At 44.4% G+C, this 22765-nt stretch carries 23 protein-coding genes; 12 read left to right on the forward strand and 11 right to left on the reverse strand.

Annotated elements, in window-relative coordinates; genetic code table 11:
- Positions 1 to 34: 34 nt before the first annotated feature.
- Both R8G66_00620 and R8G66_00625 read right to left on the reverse strand, forming a co-directional pair.
- Positions 35 to 610: a Crp/Fnr family transcriptional regulator gene (locus tag R8G66_00620; protein MDW3190832.1), complete on the reverse strand. Its 576-nt coding sequence runs from the start codon at positions 608 to 610 to the stop codon at positions 35 to 37.
- Positions 611 to 635: 25 nt separating this feature from the next.
- Positions 636 to 1121 carry a GNAT family N-acetyltransferase gene (locus R8G66_00625; GenBank protein MDW3190833.1) on the reverse strand — a complete coding sequence of 162 codons (486 nt, stop codon included), beginning with the start codon at positions 1119 to 1121 and terminating at the stop codon, positions 636 to 638.
- 97 nt (positions 1122 to 1218) lie between these two features.
- On the opposite strand from R8G66_00625, the gene R8G66_00630 reads away from it, so the two are divergent.
- Positions 1219 to 2859, forward strand: a complete 1641-nt coding sequence (locus R8G66_00630) for an amidase (GenBank protein ID MDW3190834.1) — start codon at positions 1219 to 1221, stop codon at positions 2857 to 2859.
- Between the two features lie 20 nt (positions 2860 to 2879).
- Here the strand turns inward: R8G66_00630 and R8G66_00635 are convergent, their stop codons facing one another.
- From R8G66_00635 to R8G66_00645, 3 genes are all read right to left on the reverse strand, one after another.
- Positions 2880 to 3611, reverse strand: a complete 732-nt coding sequence (locus R8G66_00635; protein MDW3190835.1) for a type II CAAX endopeptidase family protein — start codon at positions 3609 to 3611, stop codon at positions 2880 to 2882.
- Positions 3612 to 3720: 109 nt separating this feature from the next.
- Positions 3721 to 4821 carry a helix-turn-helix domain-containing protein gene (locus tag R8G66_00640; GenBank protein ID MDW3190836.1) on the reverse strand — a complete coding sequence of 367 codons (1101 nt, stop codon included), beginning with the start codon at positions 4819 to 4821 and terminating at the stop codon, positions 3721 to 3723.
- A 73-nt stretch (positions 4822 to 4894) separates the two neighbouring features.
- Complete coding sequence (locus tag R8G66_00645; GenBank protein ID MDW3190837.1) at positions 4895 to 5257, reverse strand: VOC family protein; 363 nt, start codon at positions 5255 to 5257, stop codon at positions 4895 to 4897.
- 209 nt (positions 5258 to 5466) lie between these two features.
- Between R8G66_00645 and R8G66_00650 the strand changes: the two genes are divergently transcribed.
- From R8G66_00650 to R8G66_00665, 4 genes are read left to right on the forward strand one after another with little or no spacing between them, the layout of a single operon-like run.
- Positions 5467 to 6000 carry a hypothetical protein gene (locus R8G66_00650; GenBank protein ID MDW3190838.1) on the forward strand — a complete coding sequence of 178 codons (534 nt, stop codon included), beginning with the start codon at positions 5467 to 5469 and terminating at the stop codon, positions 5998 to 6000.
- Positions 5981 to 6250 carry a hypothetical protein gene (locus R8G66_00655; protein ID MDW3190839.1) on the forward strand — a complete coding sequence of 90 codons (270 nt, stop codon included), beginning with the start codon at positions 5981 to 5983 and terminating at the stop codon, positions 6248 to 6250. The genes R8G66_00650 and R8G66_00655 overlap by 20 nt, the downstream gene beginning before the upstream one ends.
- Positions 6251 to 6254: 4 nt before the next feature.
- Positions 6255 to 6947, forward strand: coding sequence for an ATP-dependent Clp protease proteolytic subunit (locus R8G66_00660; protein MDW3190840.1), 693 nt, complete (start codon positions 6255 to 6257; stop codon positions 6945 to 6947).
- A 52-nt stretch (positions 6948 to 6999) separates the two neighbouring features.
- Complete coding sequence (locus R8G66_00665) at positions 7000 to 7551, forward strand: outer membrane beta-barrel protein (GenBank protein MDW3190841.1); 552 nt, start codon at positions 7000 to 7002, stop codon at positions 7549 to 7551.
- 36 nt (positions 7552 to 7587) lie between these two features.
- Here R8G66_00665 and R8G66_00670 read toward each other — a convergent pair whose 3' ends face one another.
- Positions 7588 to 8454: an alpha/beta fold hydrolase gene (locus R8G66_00670; protein ID MDW3190842.1), complete on the reverse strand. Its 867-nt coding sequence runs from the start codon at positions 8452 to 8454 to the stop codon at positions 7588 to 7590.
- Between the two features lie 160 nt (positions 8455 to 8614).
- Between R8G66_00670 and R8G66_00675 the strand changes: the two genes are divergently transcribed.
- The 3 genes from R8G66_00675 (at position 8615) to R8G66_00685 (ending at position 12216) form a co-directional block, all read left to right on the forward strand.
- Entirely contained in the window at positions 8615 to 10264 is a 1650-nt protein-coding gene (locus tag R8G66_00675) for an amidase family protein (protein MDW3190843.1), read from the forward strand.
- A gap of 92 nt (positions 10265 to 10356) precedes the next feature.
- The gene (locus tag R8G66_00680; GenBank protein MDW3190844.1) at positions 10357 to 11118 is read left to right on the forward strand and encodes a carboxypeptidase-like regulatory domain-containing protein; all 762 of its coding nucleotides are present in this window, start codon (positions 10357 to 10359) and stop codon (positions 11116 to 11118) included.
- A 60-nt stretch (positions 11119 to 11178) separates the two neighbouring features.
- Positions 11179 to 12216, forward strand: coding sequence for a hypothetical protein (locus R8G66_00685; GenBank protein ID MDW3190845.1), 1038 nt, complete (start codon positions 11179 to 11181; stop codon positions 12214 to 12216).
- Positions 12217 to 12302: 86 nt separating this feature from the next.
- Here R8G66_00685 and R8G66_00690 read toward each other — a convergent pair whose 3' ends face one another.
- Together R8G66_00690 and R8G66_00695 are read right to left on the reverse strand one after the other, a co-directional pair.
- Complete coding sequence (locus R8G66_00690; protein ID MDW3190846.1) at positions 12303 to 14000, reverse strand: GMC family oxidoreductase; 1698 nt, start codon at positions 13998 to 14000, stop codon at positions 12303 to 12305.
- 3 nt (positions 14001 to 14003) lie between these two features.
- Positions 14004 to 14525: a gluconate 2-dehydrogenase subunit 3 family protein gene (locus R8G66_00695; protein MDW3190847.1), complete on the reverse strand. Its 522-nt coding sequence runs from the start codon at positions 14523 to 14525 to the stop codon at positions 14004 to 14006.
- 281 nt (positions 14526 to 14806) lie between these two features.
- On the opposite strand from R8G66_00695, the gene R8G66_00700 reads away from it, so the two are divergent.
- Entirely contained in the window at positions 14807 to 16186 is a 1380-nt protein-coding gene (locus R8G66_00700) for a vanadium-dependent haloperoxidase (protein MDW3190848.1), read from the forward strand.
- A gap of 70 nt (positions 16187 to 16256) precedes the next feature.
- Here the strand turns inward: R8G66_00700 and R8G66_00705 are convergent, their stop codons facing one another.
- The 3 genes from R8G66_00705 to R8G66_00715 form a co-directional block, all read right to left on the reverse strand.
- Positions 16257 to 16430, reverse strand: coding sequence for a hypothetical protein (locus R8G66_00705; GenBank protein MDW3190849.1), 174 nt, complete (start codon positions 16428 to 16430; stop codon positions 16257 to 16259).
- Entirely contained in the window at positions 16411 to 16818 is a 408-nt protein-coding gene (locus tag R8G66_00710; protein ID MDW3190850.1) for a hypothetical protein, read from the reverse strand. The genes R8G66_00705 and R8G66_00710 overlap by 20 nt, the downstream gene beginning before the upstream one ends.
- Positions 16819 to 16882: 64 nt before the next feature.
- Positions 16883 to 18160 carry an aminotransferase class V-fold PLP-dependent enzyme gene (locus tag R8G66_00715; protein ID MDW3190851.1) on the reverse strand — a complete coding sequence of 426 codons (1278 nt, stop codon included), beginning with the start codon at positions 18158 to 18160 and terminating at the stop codon, positions 16883 to 16885.
- 180 nt (positions 18161 to 18340) lie between these two features.
- Here R8G66_00715 and R8G66_00720 point away from each other — a divergent pair, with 180 nt between their 5' ends.
- From R8G66_00720 to R8G66_00730, 3 genes are read left to right on the forward strand one after another with little or no spacing between them, the layout of a single operon-like run.
- Positions 18341 to 18514, forward strand: coding sequence for a hypothetical protein (locus R8G66_00720; GenBank protein MDW3190852.1), 174 nt, complete (start codon positions 18341 to 18343; stop codon positions 18512 to 18514).
- 4 nt (positions 18515 to 18518) lie between these two features.
- Entirely contained in the window at positions 18519 to 21809 is a 3291-nt protein-coding gene (locus R8G66_00725; GenBank protein ID MDW3190853.1) for a ThuA domain-containing protein, read from the forward strand.
- Positions 21810 to 21816: 7 nt separating this feature from the next.
- Positions 21817 to 22518, forward strand: a complete 702-nt coding sequence (locus tag R8G66_00730) for a GDSL-type esterase/lipase family protein (GenBank protein MDW3190854.1) — start codon at positions 21817 to 21819, stop codon at positions 22516 to 22518.
- The last annotated feature ends 247 nt before the right edge of the window (positions 22519 to 22765 follow it).

Consider the following 22765-nt stretch of genomic DNA (forward strand, 5'->3'; position numbering starts at 1 on the left):
ACTAAAAATGCCAGTTTGATTTTATTGATCAATATCAAGAAAGATCACGATGGTTTTTCCTAAGTCGGCTTAGTGTTTCCTCTGAAAGGCTCAATAATGATGCAATGTGCCTGGCAGGAATGTCTAGAAAAAGCCTGGGGTGTTTGGAAAAGAGTGCCTGATACCGATCTTCAGCTTTCAAGGTGAGCAATTCGTATGTACGGTATTCCAGTGCACTGATTGCTTTTGATAATAGTAAGTTTTCGAAGGTCAACCATTCTCGGTATCGATCACACAGCATGAAATGACTGTCCCTTTTGATGACATGTACCTGACATTCCGTAATGGCCTCTATGTTCCAAATCCCGGGTACTTGATTGATGAAACTGGACACAGAAGTGATGAATTTACCAGCTCCTCCAATCCAAACCGTGGTTTCCTTACCATCTTCTATTCGATACATACGCATGTAGCCGGACTCAATCAATGCGAGATGATTGGTGAGTTCACCAGCAGTAATGAGGCGTTGTTTTTTGGAGAGGTGTTTTACTTCAAAATAGGAGGAAATTTCAAGCAGCTCCCCGGGCTTAGCCTTAACATACTTTAGTAAGGTATTACTAAGGAAACTCATGATACAACCTTGAACATGATTTGTCCTACTTCTCTACTACAATCTTCTCTAAATCAATCTCAAAAAACTTTGAATCAGGGATCGGATTGAACCGATAGGGATCAATTTCATAGAAACCAACCTTCTGATACAATTCAATGGCAGGTTTCATGGTTGGCAGGGTGTCCAGGCGCATTTTCTGGTATTGCATGGATTTGGCCGCTTCTATCGCTTCCAATAACATGGTTTTACCAAGTCCGGAGCCACGAGCTGAAGTCCTTAAATACATGCGCTTCAATTCGCAAATGGTAGATTCAAACTTTCTGATCGCAAAGCATCCTGCCAATGCTTCTTTTTGGTAGATCAAGTAGAGTGTTCCCCATGGCTTGGAATATTGATGTTCAATATTTTCCATTTCCTCATCGAAGTTCTGAAAAGACAGATCCGTCTCAATTTGATCGGCATATTCCTTGAACAGGTCTACTGCCAATTGGAATGCTTCGGGGGATTTAGCCTCTTGAAATTGAATCATACACAATGATATCAGAAACCTGCCATTTGTAAATAATCGTGAGCAAGACTTTTGTCATTCTGGAAACATTCGCATCTTGTGCCCACGAATATTGTCTATGCTTCGATTATTAACCGTCAGTTTTCTGGTCGTTTTCCTTTTGGGGTGCAACGCTAATAAAATTTCTCGTTCTGACATCCGACATGCCCAGAAAATCTTTGGGATTGAATTCACCGCTAATCAGATCAAAACCATGCAAGATTACCTCAACCGAAATCGGGAAGGGTATGATTCGATGCGAGCTGATCCTGTGGGTTATGATGTAGTTCCCGCCATGCTCTTTGATCCGTTTCCAATAGGGTTTGAGATGCCAAAAGAAGGTAAGGTTTCGTTTCAGTTGAATGAATCTGTTAAGCTTCCTGAACATCTCAATGAATTGGCTTATTTCTCGGTAGCCGATTTATCAGTGTTGATCAAGACCAAACAAATCACATCTGTTGCATTGACGCAGTTCTTTCTGGATCGCATCAAGCAATATGATTCACAGTTAGAGGCTGTCATTACATTGTTGGAAGACAGGGCATTGCAGCAAGCCCGTCAAATGGATGAAGAGTTAGCTGCCGGAAAATACCGGGGATTGCTTCATGGTATACCCTATGGTACCAAAGACCTGATGGCCGTAGCGGGTTATAAAACCACCTGGGGAGCGGAACCCTATAAAGATCAGGTGATTGATGCCACCGCTACCGTAATCGAACAATTAGATGAAGCAGGTGCAGTACTCATCGCTAAATTAGTTTCGGGAGCGCTGGCGCGTGGAGATGTCTGGTTCGGAGGAAAAACGAAGAATCCCTGGGATCTGGATCAGGGGGCGTCGGGTTCTTCAGCGGGATCTGGGTCAGCAACCTCAGCAGGGTTAGTACCATTTGCATTAGGAACAGAAACCCTGGGATCGATCACTTCACCTTCCACCCGAAATGGCATTACCGGATTGCGTCCTACTTATGGCAGCGTCAGTCGAGCGGGAGTGATGTCACTTTCCTGGAGCATGGACAAGATCGGCCCGATGTGCAGGACGGTGCAAGACTGTGCGATCGTCTACGATGTGATTCGCGGAAAAGATCCTTTAGATCCCATGTCCACCGAAGCGCCATTTGGCTATTCCGATAATGGTCAAGTGTCTCGCTTGAAAATTGGATACTTCAAGGAACTGTTCGTGGACGATACAACAGCTACGGGTAAGAACAATCAGATCATGCTGGATAGCCTCCGATCTTTAGGATATGAACTGTTAGAAGCTAAAATGCCAGAGAGCCTTTCTAGGAAGGCCTATGACATTATTCTGAGAGCTGAAGCGGGTGCCTTCTTTGATCAATTGGTGGTAGAAAAAGGAGATCGAAAGATGGTCCAGCAAGAATCCTTCTCAAGAGCAAATTCACTGCGCCAAAGCCGGTTTATCCCTGCTGTGGAGTATTTACAAGCCAATCGTCACCGGAGGTTGCTAATTGAAGATTTTCATAAAGTCATTTCTCAATTCGATGTAATCCTGACACCTACATTTGGGGGCAGTCAATTGATCGTGACGAATCTGACCGGACATCCGGTGTTGGCCATTCCTTCTGGTTTTGACAAAGACAATCACCCTACAAGTATCTCTGTCCTCGGAAACCTGTATGAGGAAGGAAAAATCCTGGAGTTTGGAAAGATGCTTCAAAATCAATTTGATCATCACCTGAAGCATCCGCCAGGGTTTGAATGATTGTTTGAACTTGAGTTCATTCACCGGTCGATAAGCAAACCATTTGCTGCGGCATAGTAACCACCAATAGCGCCGATCACGTTGAGCGTACAATGTATGGCAATCCCCAGGTAGACGTTTTTTGTTTTCCATACGATTGTACTCAGAATGATGCCCATGGCGCATATGGCAATGAGGTTATGTGGTTGCCAGAAGTGATATAAGCCAAACATCATACCGTTCAAAACGGGTGCCCATTTTTTCAGAAACGCCATTCGCGGCAGCAAATAACCCCGGAAAAAGAACTCTTCGACTATCGGGCCAACAAAACCATCAATGAATATCCCCACCAGGAATACCCTGGCAATAAGCTCCATATCTTCTGTCCCGAATCCTGGATTAAAATACCATTCAGGGAGCCAGCTGAATATGCTTTCCCTCAGGAATATGCCTACAGGATACAGGGGAATATAAATCAGTAAGGAGATCAACATGCCTCCCAAAGTCCAAATCAGAAGTTGTTTAACAGAGAGTGATTGTGTGAATGGGATGAGTTGCTTAAATCCACCAAATTTCCTGCCAAGCCAAAGCATATGTCCGCCAACCAATGGTAGAAGAATGAGCAATTCGGCACTCAATAAAACGATGTGGGAGGGAAGTCCCTCTTCAATGATCAGTGGTGCGCATAAAACATAAAATATGGTTATAAAACACCCGACATAGAAATGTTCAAATACTAATCTGGGTAAAGTCAATTGTTGTGTAGCATGCATGAGATTTGAGTTTTGGTTCAAATCTGAAGATTATCGCTGCTACAATCGACCGAATACATGTATTCGAACCAATTATACGGTTTAATAACTGGATGGGAGTTTCCGTTTATTAAGTAGGATTGTGCTGTTTTCGGAAAGCACTGGGAGTAAGTCCTGTTTTCTTCTTGAATTGCGTATTGAATGAGGATTTGCTGTTGTATCCCACCTTATACATGACCTCCAGGATAGTAAGCTTTGGGTCAGGGTTTTTCGACAAGATCTCTTTCGCGGCTTCAATTCGAAAGTCATTGATGTAATCGTAGAAGTTTTTTCCTAATTCCTGGTTGATCACAAATGAAAGGGAGCGAGTGGAAGTGTTGAGCGCCTTTGCTACTTCTTTCAAGGTCAAATCTGCCTTTTGGAAGAGCTGTTCATTGCTCAATTGTTGGTTCAATCTCAGTACAAGTTTATTGACCTCCGTTGGCTCCATCTCAATCGTAGGAGTATTGACTTTTTGCAGATGAAAGACAGGTTGTTTCAAAGCGTCTAGCAATACTTTACTAATCAAAACGATAGATACAATCAGCACACTGAGTATGGCTCCGGATTGCAGGTATGAGGAAGATGATAATCGAATGATCGTGCTCAGGAAGGACACAACGAATATCACGAACAGTACTTGAAGGATATGTGAGGTCCATGATAAAGTCACATTGGAATAGAACTGCTTTAAGCTATTTTGATGTCGACGCAACCTCATCATGCTAAGTAAGAGGTAAATCATCATGTGTGTAAATAGAGGAATAAATGCCCATATCACCGGGAGAAACAGCTGTTTTTCAATGAGCATAGACGATACTCGAAGTAATGTCTCATAGTCGGCTTGTACATGAAAGAACGCGACAGCTAGTAAGGCCAGGAAATAGGGTGCCAGGTGAATGATATAGACGTTTTTCCATTTTTTACTGGAAATGATGTTTTCAGAAAAGAAATAGATCACGGGACCAAACAACAATGCCGAAGGGTCTTCCCATAGCATTAAAAATGGATATTGATGAAAGATGCCGCCAATTTGAAGCGCTGCATCTATCGCATTTGCACTCATCAGAAAAAAGAATACGCCAAGCCAGATAAAGCCTTTGGTTCGGGCATTGTTGTCGAAAGTTAGGAATGCGCCTAATAGCGCAAAAAGACTTGCATCAACAATGGCAAAAGGAACTACTGGCGTCATTTAATCTTAAATGATGATTGACAAATATATTGGTTACTGATGCTACACATAGCTTACAGCCTTTGTCCGACACCTATTTCATGAACGGCTTAGGAGTGATGAGTCCGACAATGTTTCCGGCGACATCAATGAACCAGGCAAAAGAACGACCATCTGGTAACGGAATAGGGCCGACTTTTCTTTGTCCTCCATTGGTCACTACTGCATCGAGATCTGTTTCAATATCATCTGTCTCGATGTAGACGGTGATGTATTGTTGTGGGGCTTTTGGGTCCAATTGATTGAGATGTCCGGGTAAATACTCAGGATCAGCAGCATTGATAGAAGCTGACCTTCCGATCGGTTCAATGTTCCAGTCAAATACGTTTTGATAAAATGCTGAAGTTGCGGCAATATCGCTGCATCCAATTTCAAAATGAACCACTTTCTTTTTCATGAGGATAGTGTTTTCGAACAAGTGTGAAAAATAGGATTACCTTGAAGGTATCTGAATTATGATTGATGCATGATCATCCCACGATAACGAGATCAAAATTGGTTCTTTTGGGTGATCGATTTCATCTTTTTGTGATGAAATGAAATAAACTTGGAGTTTTTGGGTGATATCGGTTACTCAAATGGAACATTATCGTAAAAGGTGAATAAATGGATGTAATTGAAGAAAGTCTGGTCAAGTCGCGAGAGCACATCATTCGCGAATGCTACGAGGAAGTTTTTCCAAAAGCGGCCATGTACATTCGGAAACAAGGCGGGGATTTGACTGTTGCTAAGGAGGTATTTCAGGAAGCATTGGTTTTGTATTATGAAAAACTAATCAGTCGGTCCTTTGAACCTGATCAAAACCATCAGTCCTACTTTATGGGAATGGTCAAGAATCGATGGCTAAAACATCAGTCAAAATTGTCTCGAATGTCACATCTGGACGAGATGGATTGTCCGAATGAAATCACTCCAACATTGGTGACACAAAGGCTGCTTCTATTCCTAAAACAGTCAGGTGAACGATGCCTGGACTTGTTGCAATCATTTTACTACGAGCATAAAACCATGAAAGAACTGGCGGGCCGTTTTGGATATGCCAGTGAACGTTCAGCCACGGTACAGAAGTACAAGTGTCTGGAAAAGGTAAGAAATGAAGTGAAAAACAAATCCCTGCAGTATGAGGACTTCTTTGAATGAGATCCGGGAACTGGAAGAATGGCTATTCAAGAAAGGAGACCTTTCTGATCGGTTGGTGACGGAAGCCAAAGTGTTTTCAAATCCTGTGCTTCGGGAAAAGGTCAAATGGCAGGCTCAATCTTATGAATTGGTCACCGCCTATGGTCGTCAAAAACTTCAGGAAGAGATCAGGCAGGTAGAAAAACAACTGTTTAGTTCACCTAAGTATCGGTCATTTCAAGACTGTATTCGGTCCATTTTCAAACATTAACATCATGAACATTCAGTCCAATTTGATCCCCATGGTCATAGACCAAAGTAGTCGGGGAGAGCGCTCCTATGACATTTTTAGTCTGCTTTTGAAGGAGCGGATCATCTTTCTAGGATCAGCCATCGATGATCAGGTGGCCAATCTGATTGTGGCACAATTGCTTTACCTGAACAGTCAGGACCCGAAAACGCAGATCGATATGTACATCCAGTCCCCGGGAGGAGCGGTCTATGCAGGGTTTGCCATTTATGACGCCATGCAAATGATATCTGCACCAGTTTCTACAGTAGCAGTTGGTTTCTCCGGAAGTATGGGAACGGCCTTGTTGACCTCAGGAGATAAAGGAAAAAGGTACGCGTTGGCACAAGCCACTATCCATCAGCACCCTGCGGGTGGTGGATCAAGGGGTTATACGGAAGATGTTCGCATTGCTACACAGGAGCAAGAGCGGTTGCATGCACAATTGTTTCATATCATGGGGCAGAATAGTGGTCACACCTGGCAAGAACTGGATGAATTATTTCGCCGGGACCGATTCATGAATGCAATTGAAGCCAAAGAACTAGGGTTTGTGGATGAGGTACTAGGGGATACTTCTAATTTGGTGAAAATGGACGTTAATTCGCCACATGTGCATTTTTATGGTGATAAGGAAGCATCTCAATCACATCATCAAGACCAAAAGTCTGTGAAATAACATTTCAGCCAGGATTAATTTCCGACCTTTAGGAAGTTAATCCAAGGTGAATATGACAGGGTATCGCAAGTTTTTATTTTTTGTACTCTTCTTTATCACATTTCAAGCCTATGCCCAACGCTTTGATTTAGGGGTAGCTGCGGTCTATGGTGATGACATTAGCAAGTTCGGTCAGAATACACGATTTTATGTGAATACCAATGATCATCGGTTTTGTTTAGGGCCGGAGTTTTCCTGGTTTCTGGAGGACAGTAAAATGGTAGGAGGAGAGGAACTGCAGCGCAATCTCGTGGAGTTCAATTTCAATGGCCATATGAATGTTGAGCTATTCGGACCTTTGATGTTTTACCCGTTGATCGGCCTTAACTACAGTGTAGAAAAAGAAGATTACCTGCATAATGGAGAGGTGGAAGAATCAGAGACCCTGAAAGAGTGGGGGTTTAACCTGGGTTCCGGGTTGCATTATAACCTGGGCAAAGACTGGATCATCTTCGCGGAGTACGATCACCTCTTTAGCAAACTCTCCCAAAATACCCTGACTTTTGGTCTTCTCGTTGGTTTTGGAAAGATCAAAGGAGGTGAGCATCATGCAGAAGGGCACTAAGGTCCAGATTATATTCACAAGATGATAATGGAGGTCTTATCGATGCTCCTCAAACCACTCCACAGCCAGCTTCCATAATTCCTTTTTCTTAGAGCTAAAGAACTGCATGTGACCTAAGCTGGAAAACCCTGATTCCTTTGGATTTAAAGTAAGGATATCAGCTTTAGTTTTAGTATAAATACGGATCATGTCCTTCACATTATTCAAATTGGCAATGGCGTCATCAGTTGCATGGACCCATTTGGATGGTAGAGTGAGTTCATCATAAAAATGTGATTCTATGGCTTTCCCAAAATCATTGGCCACATAGCCCGGCCTTACGCACCATTTTGACCACTGCAAGGCTACATTCTTTGGAAGTGGCTCACCCATGCCCATCCATTGATTATTTGCCTGACCGAAAATCAGAGAACTTACAGGCATAAATACCTTAAGGAAAAAGGAACCCTGGACTTTAAAAGGATAAGGGATATTTCCAATGTACCCCGACGAACATGCGTAATTGAACATAGATTTGATTTCCAAGGCATTCTCCATCAGGCCAAGTAGCTGCCCACCAGCACTGTGACCGATTAAGTGATAGGATGCATCAGGGAATTGGGTCTTCAGCTCTTCCAAAACAGCAGTCATGTCAAGTTTACCCCAGTTGATCAGAGAAGCATTAACAGTATTGATATTACCCTGATGGGATTTGCCAATCCCACGGTTTTCAAAGCAAATCACACCATAACCTTGTTCCGCCAGATAGGTAGCTAATCCCATGTAGAAGGTTTTCTTGATACCCGTAGCTGGTGCAATCATTACTGCGGCTTTGGCTTTATTATCCGGTTCGAACAAGGCGGCCGATAGCTGCACACCATCGGAACAATTGATCAGGAATGAAGAGTTGACTTTAACGGACATGAAAGAAGGCTTTGTTATGCATGCATACTAAATTAGTGTCTTCTTCGATACTTATGTAGTTCTATACCAGCAAATTCATCAAACCATACCACCAATCATCAGAACCTGTAGCTACATCAAATATGGTTGCTGTTAGATTCGAGGTTTCTTAACGCATTGGATGATGAATCGAATTTTGATTGGCTTGTTGTTTGCTTCGGTGATTGCCTGTACGCCAAAACCTAAAAATATCATTACGCCCTGGTCACCGTATGACGAGACGGAAGAATTGGCGGCCAATGAAGATCATGAAATTTCCAGAATGCAGTATAAACTCATTCAGAGTAAATACCTGGACAAAAACGATATCTGGGCGGATGTTCAGGAACAGATTTTATACTTCACGGAAGAGCAATATCAGGCATTAAGTCCCTTGATCTTTGAGCAGGATATTCTGGACATTCAGGAATCCATAGAAGCAGGACAATTGACCTATGAGCAGTTGACGCAGTGGTTCCTTTACCGAATCGTCAAATATGAGAATGATTCCAATATGACTTTGCATACGATCATTTCGATCAATCCTAATGCGGTCGCAGAAGCCCGACAAAAGGACAAGGAACGAGCAGAAGGTAATCACCCGATATTCGGGATGCCAATTCTGCTGAAAGACAATATTGGAACGGATGGGATGCCTACCACGGCAGGTGCCCATGTCCTGCAGGAGAATAGTTCCTCAGATGCCTTTATTGTGGAACGCATCAAAGCAAAAGGCGGGATCATTTTAGGAAAAGTTAACCTGAGTGAATGGGCTTATTATTTCTGTGCAGGCTGTCCTGTTGGATACAGTGCCATCGGTGGCCAAACGCTGAACCCTTACGGTAGAATGGAATTTGAAACCGGTGGTTCAAGTGCTGGAAGCGGAACCAGTATGGCAGCCAGCTATGCTGTCGCAGCGGTTGGTACAGAAACTTCAGGATCTATTTTGTCTCCTTCAAGTGCCAACTCAATCGTGGGTTTGAAACCGACCATCGGACTTTTGAGTAGGGACGGAATTGTACCCATTTCAAGCACGTTAGATACACCAGGCCCCATGACCCGTTCTGTTTTTGACAATGCCATTTTACTTTCCGCAATGACCGGAGAAGATGATGCAGATGAAACCACGGCAGCCGCTCCTGAGCAAAAGCCGTATTGGCAAGACTTGCCTATGGCTACCTTAGAAGGGGTGCGATTGGGCGTCAATAGCCAGTTTTTGCAAGACTCATTGTATCAGATTGCAGTAGAACAAGTACAGGCCATGGGAGCAGAGGTCGTGGAGTTTGATCCCGTCCAAGTCAATTTTCAAGGTTTCCGTACGTTCCTTAATGCGGATATGAAAGTGGACCTTCCTAAATACCTGGCTGATCATGCATCGGACAACATTACGATCAAAACTGTGGCTGATGTAGTAAAGCACAATTTGCAGGATTCACTTCAAAGAAGCCCATACGGTCAGGCTTTGTTAGACGGTATTGTAGAGGAAAGTATTTCAGAAGCAGGGTTTGACAGCCTGAAAGCCCGCTTTTTGTCAGAAGCGACCCGATTCTTTGAGACCCCCATGCAGGAACATAACCTGGATGCAATCTTGTCAATCAATAATTTCAATGCAGGGCATGCGGCAATGGCCAAATATCCTTGTTTAACCATTCCCATGGGTTATTTGGAATCCGGACAACCTAGGAACCTAACCTTTATCGGGCGTCCATGGTCAGAGGATCAATTGTTGCAATTGGGGTATGCTTACGAACAACAGACGCTTTACCGTAAGTATCCTGCGAATTATCCCTGATAGATTGGAGTAAATTTTAACATCTTTGGCCCTCGAGGTTAAAAAAGGCTAAAAATCATGGAATAGGCACAATCTTGGAGATATTCGTGCCTGTGAAAAGACTCCCAATCACATTTGCTTGTTTATGTGTGCTGACCCAGGTGATGGCGCAACAGTCCATGATTACAGGACATTTGCTGGACTCTACCAGTCAGGAGCCGCTGCAATTTGCGCATGTTCAGAATGTCGATCAGGCACTAGGTACGCTGACGGATCGCCTTGGTCGATTTCGAATTCCAGCACAGGTAAAGGATACAGTGGTTTTTTCGATCGTAGGGTATCAAACCCTGGCATGGATCATTACAGAAAAGCATTTGTCAGATACTGCATTGACGTTCAAACTTCCCGCTGATACCGTGTTACTGAAGGAAGTGACTATATCCGAATTACCCACTGAAGAAGAATTCAAAAGGCGCATACTTGCCACGAAGGTTGAGGATACTTCATTTTGGTACCATGGGGTGCCCGAACCTGTCTTCACAGGAGATAAAACATTGGAAAAGAAGTATATTAATAATCCGTTAGTCATTCTGGCGCACCCTATCTCTAGCTTGGGCTATCATTTCAGTAAGAAGGAAAAGGAACGTCGGAAAATGCATGAAATCAATAAGAGAGCATTCAAGAGAAACCGTGTAGATATGAAATTTACACGTTCATGGGTAGGAGGGGTCACTAGCTTGAAAGGAGATGTCCTGACTGATTTCATCAGTTTCTGTAATTATGACGTAGCATACCTGGATGAAACGCCGCTTTACATGATCCAGGAAGATCTGTTGGTGAAACTGGACGAGTTCCAACAGATTGCTAAGGAATAACCTGCTTTATCGCTACTACGGTAACCCAATCTGTAGTTGCCTCGTATATTTGCCACAGTTATGAAAAAAACCATTTTGATCCTGATTGCCATAGGGATGGCGTTGGGGTCAGTTGCACAAAACAACGAAGCTTCACCACTTGATAATTTACCTCCTTATATCCGACAACTTACACATTTTGGCGAGCGTGCCGACTGGTCGCTGAACGGAGAGAAGATCATGTTTCTGGAAAAGACCTTTGGGGACGTTTATGAAGTTGAATATTTGACAGGTAAGATTCGCCCCTTGACCCATCACTTTTTTCATGAAGGTTTTGTTCGGGCACTGTATTTAGCTAATGGTGATATTTTGCTATCCGGTTCACGAGTATTTGATGCAGGAGATCCATGGAAAAGCAGAGATGCGCGAAACGCAGAGCTATGGGTACTGAAAGCGGACTTATCAGGTCCTCCGGTTCCTTTGGGTGTGCATTGTAAGGAAGGCCCGGCAGTTTCCCGGTTACAAATGAAAATTGCCTGGGCCCTGGGCAATCACATGTATCAGGGTGAAATTGCCTACGAAAATGGAGTGCCCAAGTTGGTCAAGACAAAATCTCTATTCACAAATGCGGATTTACCACAGACCACTATAGGATGGACACTGGAAGCGCAGAACTTTCGATTGCCCAAGGAAGAAGAGCTGATGTTTATGGCGGTGAAAAGCACCGGAAAGGCCGCTGCTGAGGTCATGGGTTTCAATACCAAAACAGGCAGTTTTGTCAATTATACAGAGAATCCTGAGATGTACGATGAGCCGGAAGGTACCTTTCCTGATGGGAAGCGGATCCTTGTAGAAAGCAACAGGCACCGTCCCGAATATCACGGGATGCAAAGTTTCTTGACACTGGATATTTATGAGCTGTTGTTGGATAAATCGGGCTACATGGAACGGATTACCTACTTCAATGACAACCCCAAATACAAAGCTTCAAACCCGGTGGTCAGTGACGATGGCGGATTCATCGCCTTTCAATATGCCCTGACCGAAGATGCCGCAGGACGGGGCCGAGGTATTCTAGTAATGGATTATGAAGCCTGGAAGGCGAGTAAGAAGAAGTGATTGATCCTCCTCAGCGTCATTCTTCGAAGACGCTGAGGAAACAGGATTTTTCTAAGCTGCTGACTTGGGTTATTACGGACTTAGTTTCAAGTCAACTCCTCCCAATTCTCCATAGCAAAGTGTGCTGCCCTGGCTGTAAGAGCCATGAAAGTCAATGAAGGGTTTTGTGTTGCCGTGGATGTCATACAGGCGCCATCTGTCACAAAAACATTCTTACAGGCATGCAGGCGATTCCACTTGTCTAGCATCGACGTTTTGGGGTCTTTTCCCATACGAACACCACCCATCTCATGAATGTCGTTCCCAGGATTTCGACCATTATCTCTGGTGCCAATGTTGGTGAAGCCAGCCTTTTCAAACATGTCCGTGAATTGCTCAAAAAAGTCCTTCAGCATTTTCTCGTCATTGTCGTCGTAATCGACATCAACATGCAGCAAGGGAATGCCCCATTGATCTTTTTGTTCCGCACTTAAAGCCACGAAATTGGAAGCTTTTGGAATGGTTTCTCCCATCATGTGAGAGCTTACATGCCACAAGCCGTCCTCTTGTGTAGCCAATAAGTTTTCGGCGAGCGTTGCTCCAAATCCTTCAGTATTAACCGGTCGGTTTGGTCGAGCTCCGAATCCTGCAGCATAGCCCCTGAGGAAGTCCGTTTCTTGCAGTTTCACATTGCGGAACCTGGGTAAATATGCGCTGGTTGGTCTTCTGCCCTGAGTCGTTTTATTAGGATGACCTTCATGGGTACCCCAGATATTTCCCCGATAATTATGGAACGCGATGTATTTTCCCAATAGGTCATTATCATTTCCTAATCCATTAGGGAATCGATCTGACGTGGAATTGAGCAAAATGAGGTTCGTGTTCAACGTGGCTGCATTAACGAAAATCACCTTTGCAAAGTACTCCGTAGTTTCATTTGTATTGGCGTCGATTACCCTGACCCCAGTAGCACGACCTTCCTTTTCGTCATAAATGATCGAATGAACGACCGAATGCGGCCTCAAGGTAAGATTGCCTGTTTTTTGCGCCCAGGGTATCAAGGTAGAATTGGCATTGAAATAACCACCAAAAGGACATCCACGTTCACAAATGGAACGCGAAGCACAAAGCCCACGACCTTGTTGCTGGAAGATAGGCTTCGTTTCTGTCAAGTGTGCACAACGCGCATAGATCACATGACGATCATCATAGTTTTGCTTCACAGAACCTTGAAAGTATTCCTCCACGCAGTTCAGGTCCCAGGCTTTCAGGAAATCACCATCCGGAAGCGTGTCCAGGCCGTCACTATTCCCTGAAACTCCAACAAATTGTTCGACATACGTATACCAGTCTTTCAGGTCATTGTATCGAATGGGCCAATCCACCGCAAAACCATCTCGTGCGGGCCCTTCAAAATCATAATCACTCCATCGCTGTACTTGTCTGGCCCACATGATGGACTTACCACCGACCTGATAACCACGTAACCAATCAAAAGGCTTTTCCTGGATGTAAGGGTGTTCATTATCCTTAGCAAAGAAGTGTGTGGTATCTTCCCGGAATGCGTAACACCTTGAAGCGATCGGGTTTTCTTCTTTGTTTTGCCTGGAAAGCTGGCCCCGGTGTTTGAATTCCCAGGGCAACATGTTAGTTGTTGGGTAATCTTGCAAATGCACAACATCCCGGCCTCGTTCCAGTAACAGGGTTTTCATGCCTTTTTCGCAAAATTCTTTCGCTGCCCATCCGCCGGTCATTCCTGCACCGATCACGATGGTATCAAAGTGATGATCTGTTTGTTGGGGCATGGATTATGCGTTTACGTTTTTACAACCCAGGTAATACCCCGGAGCAAATTCAAAATCTAGTTTTTCAGACATGAAGAATTGAGATGAAGTGTAATGTCGAACCGTCAGGTTTTTGGTGGTCGATAAAAAGTATTTGAGGCTTTTCGGGTAGATATCGGAATGGGTAATTTCGGTAAAGAGCAATATGTGTTGTTGCTCATTCAATTCCGTAAATGATTTTTGATACTCGTCCTTGATCAATTGTTTGAAGAGTTGAAATCCCCTGACAAACCTTGTGCTTTCCTTTTCACTATAAACATCGTTGACCATATTCAGGACAAAATCCTCAGGTGTTTCCATGGTTTCTATAGCTGTATCACCTTGAGGAAGAATGGCCTTCGTTAGTTGACCCATCAGATGATAGTCACCGGGAGCCAGGTTCAATTGATCAAATACAGGTTCTTTTTCTTCCAGTGAACAACCAGGAAGGAGCGCAATTCCTCCGGCAATCACAGCCAGGTTTTGGACGGCTTTTCTTCTTTTCATGGGAAAGGGTTATAGCAAACAGTGAATTTATCATGTTTATTACGCAATGCCATAAATCGGTACAGCCGTCGCCGTAAAGTGGAACATCTTCCTAGGGAGAATAAGTTGCAGTGTGCCTGTTTTCGATAAGTTTACAAGACCTGGCAACCATTTACCACTATATGTTCGTAATGCACTCGAATATCACTATTTCAATACTCAATATAATTTTTTCGGATACAGCTTCCATTAGATAATGTATTCGAAGGAATCTCACTAAAAGGACAAACAGAATGAATACAATGAAAAAAAATGCATGGATGGTTCTGGCACTACTGGTGCTGTTGGCCGCTTGTAATGATGATGAAACATTGACCAACAACATTGACCTAGGAGAAACAATCAATACAGATGTCTCTTTGGCCGACGGGCACCTCACTTATGGTTGGACCAACGTCCTGTTGGATTTAGAAAGGTACGCGCAGGGTCGACCCAATGGCAGTGCCAGAGCGATGGCCTATATCTACCTGGCGGCTTACGAAACGATGGTGCCGAACATGGAAGGCTATGCATCGATGGATGACCGGTTTCGTGGATTACGCATCAGAAACAGTGAAATAGAAGATGATGTGAATTTCGATCTGGCTTTAAATACGGCGTTTACAGTAGCTCTGGAGCATTTCTTACTGAATCTTCCAACCGAACAGCGTGCAGCGCTAGAGGCGGTGAGTGTTTCCTATGAAGAACAATTGGCCGCGGGGTTATCCGAAGAAGTAATCTCAGTTTCCAAAAGTTGGGGCAATTATGTCGCTGAACAAGTGATCGAATACAGTCAGGATGATGAAAATGCAGAACAGCAATTATTGGATCCACAGCCATTGTCTTATGAGCCACCGACCGGAGATGGTTTCTGGACCTATTCAGCCGATCCGGAACGTGCCTTGTTTCCGTATTGGGGTGAAAAAGCACGAACGTTCATCATTTCACCGGATGAAACCACGACTGTCGCACCCATTGAGTACAGCGAAGAAGAAGGGAGTGCCTACTATGAAGAAATGATGGAAGTGTACACGGTCAATAACGAAGCTAAAACCACTAATACCGAACAATTATGGATTGCAGAATTCTGGAGTGACGATGTAGAAGGCATGATGATGAGCCCGCCTGTGCGGCAAATTTCCATTGCCAATCAATTGGTGGCGAATTTTGACCTGGATCAGGAAACATCATTAGCTATGCTATTAAAGCTGGGTTTTGCCTTAAATGATGCTGCCGTAGCGGCCTGGAAATACAAATACGATTACATGGTAATGCGACCTAATGTTTTCATTCATGATTTCATTGATCCTGATTATCAGACCAATTTGTACCGATTAGTGTATTGGCCCAATCCAAGTTTTCCAGGCTATCCTTCCGGTCACAGCACGTTTGCATCCGCGGGAGCAGGAGTGATGATCGATTATTTTGGCAATGCGGTCAATTTCACGGATCGTACCCACGAAGGAAGAGAAGAGTTTTTGGGAGAGCCTCGAACCTTTGCCACTTTGGAAGACATGGCGGAAGAAAATGCCTATTCCAGAATTCCACTAGGCGTGCACCTGAGAATGGACTGTACCGAAGGCTTGCGATTAGGTTATGAAATTGCAGATGCGGTGAATGCGCTGGATATGAGTAGGGAATAAGGATCAGTCTAAAAATACAATGCCCTTATAGAATCCCCGAGTTCGTGGCGACTTGGGGATTTTTTTGGTTTTAGTTTAATAGACTACTATCCAAATGCTCATTCAGAGATAAGACTTTGATCAGCGTATCTATCTTGTCATCCATTCGGTAAGTACTGGGCATGTGAAACATTTCACGGAAAGCCATTTGGTGCATGCGATCCAGAAACAATCCCATGGCATTCTCATCTACATTGCCATCCATATAGGCTTGATAAATAACGCTGAAATGTTCGGCTCTGTGTTCGTAGTGTGGTGAATGATGGATCACCAGCCATGGCGCCCCGGCCGCCTCTTTGCCAACACACACTGTCGATGTTGGGGTATCCAAATTTTTCAAAGACCGCTACGATTCGAAAGTAGTTTTCTGTATCAGTCTGGTTGATTTTCTTCCACATGTTTTGATGCGCTTCTGAATCGTATCCGTGGGTTTCTACCAATTGCTTAGCCGCGATACGGTATTGTTGATCGAGGTTCAAGATGTTATCCAGGTAAGCCTGAAGCTTTGCATGATCCGTTAAAGCTTGAATTTCTTGTTCTATTTTGTTCAATAGTTCCTCATTGGGTTCATACAGCTTTTCAAGTTCATGCATCGGTTTTAAGCATGCACATAGCAGGATGCTCAGAAGTATTAATTGTCTCAAATGCTGTTCGTTTTTAGGCCAGCGACTTGACAACCTCTAGTGCCCGATCAATCTCCTCTTTGCTGTTATAAATATGCACTGAATGCCTCAATAAGGGTTTGCCTACCGATCTTGGCTGTAGCTTTTCTCTTTCCCACATGGTTTTCTGAAGGGTAGGGCCATCCATGCCGGCTACAGCGTATGTCGTTATTCCAGCGGCCATATCTGGATGGGTAGAAGAGTGGATGGTCACGTGATCCATTCCTTTTAGCCCGGCTCTTAAGTGATCTCCTAATTCTTTGACGCGACCAATCCACCGATCTTCTCCGATGGTATTGAAGAAGTCAACGCTGGCATCCAGGCCTGCTAAAACAGCAGGATTGCCCGTACCATTTTGCATCAATCGAAAGCCATGGTCTTTTTGGTTGTCCCAATTATAGCTTGCCAGTGTCGCCCAGATATCAGGTGCGACATCTTCATTGACGTACAGAATACCACTTCCTGCCGGAGCCAATAACCACTTATGCAAGCTGGAATAGTAGGCGTCGCAACCTATTTCCTTTACATCTACTTTGATCTGACCCACACATTGTGCACCATCCAGCACGGTGAATATGCCACGTTTTCGTGCTTCTGCACATATTTCTTTCACGGGCATCACCACGCCATAGACAGAAACAATATGAGGTATGGCAATCACCCTGGTTTTCTTCGTAATCTGTTCAAAAATGGCATCAAAGATCTCCTGAGGATCATTGGCTGGAATGGGAAGCTTCGCCTGCTTGTATACACAGCCTCTGCGCTTGGCGAGCAATTGCCAGGCACCAAATCCACCACCATGTTCCTGATCGGTATTGAGCAGCTCATCACCCTTTTTCAGGTCCAGTCCCATGCCCACGTAGTTCATACCGAACGTAGCGTTCTGAGTCAGTGAAAGTTCTTTATAATCGCAATTGATGATCTTTCCGATTTTAGTACGCAGCTCATCATAGGGAAAGTACCCAGTCAAAAGGGCAGGGCCACTGCCATTTTTATAATCCACTTCTGCTGCATGGGCTCCCCAGTGTGTCAGGTGTTGGATCATGGCGTTCATGGTATATCCTGAAGAAGGTCCCATGGTGCCGTTGTTGAAATAGGTTTGTCCTTCTTTGAGTGGAAATTGCTTTCGAACCATTTTCCAATAATCCTCAGGGTCGTTGTAAGATTGTCCAAGAGGTTCGAGGCTCCATTCTCGACTATGATCAAAAGAAACCAGCGGAAGGGCCAGCAGACTCGATGCACTGTTTTTAAGGAATTTTCTGCGATCAGACATGGTAAGGTTGGTAAGCTTCAAAGGCCAATTTAAGAAATCTTAAAATAGCAATGAATTTATACGCATAAGGTCATAATTCATGATGGTCCATGGTTTTTATGGATGGATGTGTTTGGAGGAATAATCAGGTCGGTAATTCGGTACAATTTACCAGCCATCTGGAAACATGGGCCTGCCAGCGTGATGGACATTTTTTACGATATTAGCGACGTATTTACCCATGCTGATGACTTATATGTATTCTACGATGATTTCCAGGTTGAAGGTGTTGATGTTGATGATTTTGGTAGTAACCATCATGATTGGTTGCAGCAACGAAAGATCAGGCCCGCCAAAAATTCTGGTATTTTCTAAAACCATGGGTTTCCGACATGGTTCAATCCCCGCAGGTCAAGAAGCCATTAAGCAATTAGGTACGGAGAATGGCTATGAAGTGGATCTTTCCGAAGCAGATTCTGTATTTACGGATGAGACCCTCTCTCAATACGCAGCGGTTGTCTTTTTAAGCACCACAGGCAATATCCTCGATCATTACCAGGAAGCAGCCTTTGAACGATACATCCAGGCAGGCGGCGGTTTCGTTGGCATCCACGCGGCCACAGATACGGAATACGATTGGGGATGGTACGGTAAGCTGGTTGGTGCTTACTTTCTTAGTCACCCGCATAATCAGGAAGCCACCTTCAAAGTAGAGGATAAATCATTTCCTGCAACTGCGCACCTTCCCGGGAATACCTGGATCCGAACCGATGAGCTTTACAATTTCCGAAAGATTAATCCGGACATCAATGTGATCCTTTCCATCGATGAATCTACCTATGAAGGAGGAGCCAATGGTGATTTCCATCCCATGAGCTGGTATCATGAGTATGATGGTGGTCGTTCTTTCTACACCGCACTAGGCCATACCAATGAGAGCTACACAGAGCCTGCATTTGTGGAGCATCTGAAACAAGGAATCGCCTACGCCATGGGCGATAATACTACTCCTGATTATGGAAAAGCGATTTCAACCATTCCTCCTGCTGCTGATCGCTTTTCGAAAGTGAAACTTGTCCAGGGAGCCTTTACGGAGCCTACGGAAATGACGATTTTGCCCAATCATGATGTGTTGATTGGCCAAAGAAGAGGAGAGATCTTTCATTACAAAGCGAAGACTCAGGAATTAATAGAAGTGGCGAACCTCGACGTTTACTGGAAAACACTGGATACTCCTGGTGTCAATGCCGAAGAAGGGCTAATGGGACTGCAAAAAGACCCTGATTTTGCGGATAATAATTGGGTGTATGTTTTTTATGCCCCGACCGGAGATGAGTGGGTGAACCGACTTTCAAGATTCAAATTCATCGATAGTCAGTTCCTGATGGATTCAGAGCAAATCATTCTGGATGTAGCAAGTCAACGAGAAATATGCTGTCACACAGGAGGTTCGATTGCTTTTGGACCGGATAACATGTTGTATTTATCTACCGGTGACAATTCCACTCCCTTCAATCAGCATGGTGCTAAATACGTGAACAATGGATATGCTCCTCTGAATGATCTACCGGGAAGTGAGCAATTTGATGCTCGTCGTTCGTCTGGAAATACCAATGACTTGCGTGGTAAGATCCTGAGAATCAAAGTAAACGGAGATGGAACTTACAGTATTCCTGATGGTAATTTGTTTCCTGTTGGTACCGATAAAACTCGTCCGGAGATCTTCACCATGGGACACAGAAATCCTTATCGTATTTCAGTAGATCCGAAAAAAGGTTGGGTGTATTGGGGCGATGTAGGTCCGGATGCTCGTGTAGATAGCATGGATACCCGAGGGCCAAGAGGATATGATGAAATGAACCAGGCCCGAGAAGCAGGAAATTTTGGATGGCCCTATTTCGTCGGTAACAACAAGGCGTATCACGAGTATGATTACGCTACAGGAACATCAGGTGAAGCGTTTGATCCTTCAGCTCCTGTGAACCGATCACGCAACAATACAGGTTTGACAGAACTGCCGCCCGCTCAGCCCGCCTATGTGTTTTACCCGTATGCCGATACCCCGGATTTTCCGCAAGTAGGAGCGGGAGGTAGAAATGCCATGTCCGGCCCGGTGTATTACTCCGATCTTTATGTAGGGCAGCCTAATGCATTGGATGAGCACTACGATGAAAAAGTATTGATCTATGAATGGATGCGCGGTTGGATGATGGCTGTCAGCCTTTTTCCTGATGGCACTTTTAATAAGATGGAGCCATTTGCCTCTAGCATCGATCTCAACAACTTAAGTGATATGGAAATGGGTCCCGATGGACGTATCTACCTGCTGGAATACGGTACTGCCTGGTTCCGTAAGAATGATGACTCAGGCTTGAGCTACATTGCATTTAACCCTGGCAACCGCCCACCGGTTGTAGGAAACATTAAAGCAGATCATGTTTCAGGAAAACTTCCCCTGACTGTTAATCTGGCTGTAGAGGCTTCAGATCCTGATGGAGATGATATCAAGTACCTGTGGCACATGGGCAATTCGGTGGTTGAAACAACAGAACCTGCTTTAGCTTATGAATACACGAAACCGGGAGAGTTTGAAGTGGTGGTGGAAGTGCAAGACCGAAATAAGGCCAAAGCCCTAAGTGATGAATTGGTCATTGCGGCTGGAAATGAACGACCTGAAGTACAGGTGAAGATTACCGGTGGTAATTCCAGCTTCTTTGCCAAAGGTGTACCGATTTCTTATGAAGTTACGGTAACTGATGGTGATGGCACAGTGGATCCTGAAGATATCTATGTATCAGTCGATTATATGGAAAGCCTTGACGAGGCAGAGTTGGCTACTGGCCATCAGCAAATTGCAGCCTCGCAATTGGGAGAAGCAGCGATTCAGACATTGGATTGTGTAGGCTGCCATAAAGAAGCAGAAGCCTCAATTGGGCCTTCCTATACCGATATTGCCCGGCGTTATAAAAGGATGCGGGGAGCCACGGCTTATATCTCCAGAAAAATTGTCGGCGGTGGTAGTGGCGAATGGGGGGAAGTGACTATGCCTGCACACCCCAACCTAACCAAAGCGGAAGTAGGGCAGATTGTGGCCTACATTCAGTCATTGGCCGAGGAAGATGCGGTAAAGAAATCACTTCCAATAGCAGGGACTTTACGTCCTGATCCAAGTGAAGGAGATCAGGTCATGATCATTTCGGCAAGCTACACGGATAAAGGGAAGAGAGGCATCGCGCCATTAACGGGAAGCGGATCTTACTTGTTCAAAAGCAATTCAGTTCCTTTTTCAGAGGATACCGAGCGACAAAATATGCAGCATGTTGCCTTCGACGGTCGGGACTTATTGTTGTTGCCTGAAGGAGAAGCCTGGTTTGGAATGGAGAATATTGATATGAATCAGGTGAAGATGGTTGGTGTAATTGTCGGGTGGCAGGATGCTCCACTTTCCGGAATCTCCTTTGAACTCAGACAAGGTGCCATTGATGGGCCGATAGTTGGGTCAGGAACAATGAATAAGCCTGCTGCTGGTTCTCCGGGTGGAATGGTGCCGATTATCTTGAATCAGCGATTTGATGGGGTAGTAGATAAGCTCTATTTTGTACATCGACCTAATGAAAATTCAAGAGGACCGAATCCTGTGGCTTTGGTCAATGTCCTGTTTCAATTGTAATCCGAGAATGATGAATAGACTTTTTTTAACAATCTTATTGGTAGCCTTTTTCGGTTCGATGACCATGGGACAAAACTTTGAAGTTTACGATTATATCAATTTTGATAAATACGAATCCTCCAATGAAGAGCTGAGACAATCAGATAGCAAATCCGAGGTGATATTTATGGGCAATTCCATCACGGAAGGCTGGAGTGCTCACAGTCCGGAATTCATGTCATCCAATGGCTATATCAATCGGGGGATCAGTGGTCAGACAACCGATCAGATGTTGCTGAGGTTTCGGAAAGATGTATTGGATCATCAACCTAAGGTGGTGGTTATTTTAGCGGGCACCAATGATCTGGCGCAGAACTCGGGACCTGTTCCACTTTGGCATACCATGAACAACATCAAATCGATGGCCGAACTGGCAATGGCGAATCACGTCAAAGTGATCCTATGCTCCGTCTTACCTGCAAAAGCTTTTCCATGGAGACCTGGTGTTGAATCAATTCCAATGATACAATCTTTGAATCAGATGATCAGTGACTTTGCTAAAGAGAAGGGTATGGTCTACGTAGATTATTACAGCGCGATGCAAGATGGTAATGGCGGACTTAAAGTTCCGGAGTACACCACTGCACAAGACCTGGTTCATCCTAATGCGGCAGGGTACGAGGTAATGGAAAGTCTCGTGAAGCCAGCAATTGATAAAGCACTGCGATAGCTACCTAAAAAATACTGGTTGGCGTGGAAAGTTTTTGTTTTGATTAACTTAATATGAAGGTGCCCCTCTTTCACTTTTAGGGGCTAGACAATGCTCTTAAGTTAAGACTCGTCACTGCGAAGAATTGAATCGGACCGCCGACGCGTCAGTCTATTATGTATTCGCACTACGAAAGCTAATTTAAGATTGCCGCGCAAGCCGGTGGCCGACGGTCCGCCGCTACGTTGCCATCGCAATGACGGTCCAT

Source organism: Cytophagales bacterium (genome assembly GCA_033344775.1).
GTDB lineage: Bacteria > Bacteroidota > Bacteroidia > Cytophagales > Cyclobacteriaceae > JAWPMT01.